This window comes from Rhodococcus sp. P4_B6, assembly GCF_056402215.1.
Window position 1 is genome coordinate 1 of record NZ_JBFUHV010000335.1, and the last position, 4306, is coordinate 4306.

The 4306-nt window shown below is 64.6% G+C and carries 1 protein-coding gene and 1 pseudogene; both read left to right on the forward strand.

Annotated features, from left to right (window positions below; all coding sequences use genetic code 11):
* Window positions 1–31: 31 nt before the first annotated feature.
* Window positions 32–2749, forward strand: a pseudogene (gene pabB, locus AC1DWT_RS49840) (aminodeoxychorismate synthase component I); the annotation flags it as partial.
* Window positions 2750–2789: 40 nt separating this feature from the next.
* A partial coding sequence (locus AC1DWT_RS49845) for a condensation domain-containing protein (protein ID WP_477926130.1) occupies window positions 2790–4306 on the forward strand: 1517 nt, incomplete at its 3' end.

Below are 4306 nucleotides of genomic sequence, written 5' to 3' on the forward strand. Positions count from 1 at the left end.
GCGTGCGCTCGGAGATGCTTAGACGCGACAGGGGCCCGGTCGTCCCGCCCTCGCCCGCGACTTCGGCATCACCTCGCGGGCCATTCTCCAGGGGGGGCTTCCCACACTAGGAGTGTGCCTCGGTCACCAGGGTTTATGCCAACTGTTCGGTGCGCATGTCGTCTTGGCTCCAGAGCCGAGGCACGGTCGCAACTCAGAGATATTTCACGACCAGAGGGAATTGTTCGCGGGTCTCCCCTCGCCTCTGTCGGTCGTTCGGTACCACTCTCTCGCCGTCGAAGATCTCCCCGCTGAGCTGGAGGCGACTGCGTGGACATCCGACGGGGTTCTTATGGGGGTAAGGCACCGTCTGCGCCCACTGTGGGGGTTGCAATTTCATCCGGAGTCGGTCTGCACCGATCATGGACATGAACTCCTCGCCAACTTCCGCGACCTCACCCCGACCCACCGGAAGGGATCCGTCCCGAAGCCACGACGTCGGCGGCGGACCCTATCTCCATACGTGGTCGAAACACGACGGATAGATCGGCGAGTCGACCCACAGATGGTGTATGAGCGCCTGTTCGCAGACAGCCCCGACAGTTTTTGGCTCGATGGCAGCTCCGCCGTGGAATCGGACGCCCGCTTCACCATCATGGGTGACGCATCTGGTCCACGCGCCGAGTACGTTACCTACGACGTAACGGACGGCACCGTCCTAGTGCACCGTTCCGGCGTTCCGGCCGACAAACGACGCGTGCGATTCTTCGACTACCTCGACGAACAGTTGCGGATCCGCGCGGTGCCGCGATCACCTGACCTGCCGTTCTCGTTCAATCTGGGCTACGTGGGCTACCTGGGCTACGAGTTGAAAGCCGAAGCCGACGGCAGTGCACAACACTCCGCGGACACACCCGATGCGGCCCTGGTATTCGCCGACCGCGCAGTCGTGATCGACCATGTCGACGGCAGCTGCTACCTACTGGCGCTCAGCGAGCAGGCACACGAACCCGGAACCCGCGACTGGATGCGCCGTACGGCGCGGGTAATCAACCGGATGCCCGTCACGACCGACGATGCGCTTCCCGCCCGGCCGCTCATCAGGTCGGCGGCAGACCCGCGCATGACGCTGCGCCACAACCGTGAAACCTACCTCAACAAGATCCGCACCTGTTTGGAGAACATTCGGGTCGGCGAAACGTACGAAGTGTGCTTGACGAACCACGCCCAGATCGATGTCGATATAGACCCCGTCGAAACCTTTGCCTACCTCCGATCCATCACGCCAGTGCCGTACGCAGCACTCCTGAGGTTCGAGGCGGCGGACATACTCAGCGCCTCCCCCGAGAGGTTTCTGCGCGTGGGCGCCGACCGGGTCGTGGAGTCCAAACCGATCAAGGGCACCCGACCGCGGGGTGCAACCGCTGCCACGGACGACGCGCTCCGCCAGGACCTTCTGACGAGCGAAAAGGATCGGGCCGAGAACCTCATGATCGTCGACCTCGTGCGCAACGATCTTTCACGGGTCTGCACTCCCGGTTCGGTGCACGTACCGCGATTGTTCGACGTCGAAACCTACGCACCGGTCCATCAGCTCGTGTCGACGGTTCGGGGGACGCTGCGCAGTGACGCGACTGCGGTCGAGTGTGTGCGTGCCTGCTTCCCGGGTGGCTCGATGACCGGAGCACCGAAGCTCCGCACCATGGAAATCATCGATCGGCTGGAGGAGGGGCCGCGAGGGGTGTACTCGGGCGCCCTCGGCTGGCTGTCGATCAACGGCACCGCCGACCTCAGCATCGTCATCCGAACCATGGTGTCCCGGCGCGGGACAGTGAGCTTCGGGATCGGGGGCGCCATCGTCGCGTTGTCCGACCCCGACGAAGAGTTCATCGAGACCCTGGTCAAGGCGGCCGCCATGCGCAGGGCCCTCACGATCAGCGCCGGCAGATCGCCCGCCCTCGCCCACCACGTTGGTCCGCCGACCTCGAGTGACACCATCGATCGAGCCGGGCGACTCTCGCGGGCCGAAGTGGGCGGTGTAGAGGTATGGGTCCGCCCCGGTATGCCGGCGCCCCAGGCAAATGCCGAACTTGTACTTGCCGAGGCCCTCGCCGATATTTCACGTATCACGGCTCCAGTGGTCGTGGACCTGTGCACCGGTTCCGGAGCAATCGCCCTGGCGATCGCGCATGCCCGAGCCGATGCCGGTGTACACGCCGTGGATGTGGATCCGGCAGCCCTGAACGTGGCGCGACGCAACATCGAACGTCAGATCCGCCTCGGTGGGAGCCCGATCGTGCTTCACGAAGCCGCCGTCACCGCGCCCAATCTGTTGTCCGGCCTGGACGGAACGGCAGATCTGGTCCTCGCACGTCCACCGTGCATTCCCGACGACAACGAATTTCCCTTGCAGCGCAGCGAGTACCACCGAGGGGCCTTGGTCGGTGGTACAGAGGGGTTGAAGCTCGCCCGGCAAACCATTGTTGCGGCGGCACGGCTCCTGCACGCGGGCGGCAACCTCGTCGTCGAGCACCGTCCCGACCGCTACACGACAGTGCTCGCACTACTCGACGAGAACAAGTGCTTCGCCAACGTGGCAACATATTTCGACCACGCCGGAGGAGCGATCTACACCACCTGCGCGCGGACCTCGATGCCGCCCCAACACACCGAGGTCGGGCCCGAGCCCAACCCCTGCACGCATCCTGGCGCAAAGAGCAGATCGGAGAACAGTCGTGGACGCCGTCCCGCCACGGGTTCCAGGAGTTGAAAAGCGCTCGGGGAACCGTCTTCCGTCGAAGGCGTGCCGTTTGTCTGCCGCGCAAAAGGGCATCTGGTTCGCCCAGCAACTGGCCGGCGAGCTCCCGATCACGATCGCGCAGTACGTCGAAGTCTTCGGCGAGTTGGATATCGATTTACTCGAGGCGACCAGTCGCGTCGCCGCCAGGGAGTTCGGTTCGGGGTTCTTACGCCTGGTCGATCACGACGGTGAGCTGTATCAACTGGTCGACGATTCTTCCGACGACGGGCTCCGGCGAATCGACTTTCGCGCGGAGAACGACCCGAGGGTCGCCGCGCAGCAGTGGATGCGCCGGGAGTTCAGCACCCCGATAGACCTCCTCCGGGATGCGCTCGCAGTCTCGGCCATTCTCCGGATCGGTGACCGGCACCACTACTGGTACTCACGCATTCACCACATCGCGCTCGACGGCTACGGCGCCATGAATCTGGTGCAGCGTATTGCCGAGTTGTATTCGGCCGCAGTTGCCGGTGTCGACGCCCCGCCGCTCCGCGTGCTGGACCTCGCGCAGATCGTTGAACTCGATGCTGCCTACCGGAACTCGGATCGCTTCGAAGAGGATCGGCGGTACTGGGCGGAACGGACCATGGGACTGCCGGAGCCTGCGAGCCTGGCCGGGCGGTCGGCGCCCGTCAAGGCGCATCCGCGAGTGGCCAGCGCGGCCTTGTCACACGACGTAGCCTCAATGCTCGAGTCGGTCGTCGCGAAGCACAACTCGAGTGCGGCGCCGGTCTTGGTCGCTGCTCTTGCCGGCTACCTGTGCCGGATGACAGGCAGATCGGACATCGTACTCAGTCTGCCGGTTTCGGCCCGAACGACCGCACCGCTGCGACGCTCAGGTGGGATGGTGGCCAATGTCGTACCGCTACAACTCGAGGTGGGCCCGGACGTGACGATCGGGACACTGATCAAGTCCGCCCAGCTCGAGTTGACCGGGGCGCTGCGACGGCAGCGGTACCGGCGCGAGGACATCTGCCGCGATCTCGGCAGGGACATCAGCCGAATTCGCTCGTTTGGTCCGACTCTCAACATCATGCCGGCCGACCGTGAGATCCGGCTGGGCCCCCACTTGGGCCGACTACATGTGTTGACCTCCGGGCTCGTCGACGATCTTTTCGTCAACATCTACCCGAGCGTGGGGGGCACCACGACGCACATCGACTTCCAGGCCAACCCGAGCCTGTACGACGGCGACGTTCTCGATCGTCATCACCACCGCTTGTTGTCCTTTCTCGAACGCTTCCTTTCTGCCGATGTGGGGTGTCGGGTCGGTGACCTCGACATCCTCGACGCCGACGAACGACGAAACCTGCTCGACCGCACCGGCGGCCCCGAACACCCCGCCACGACACTGCCCCAACTGCTCACCACCGCCGCCACACACGACCGCACCACACCCGCGGTGCTATACGAAGACCACCACCTGTCCTACCAACAACTCGACACCGCATCCTCCCAGCTGGCACGGATCCTCATCGCCGAAGGCATCGGCACCGAAGACACCGTCGCCATCGCACTGCCCCGCTC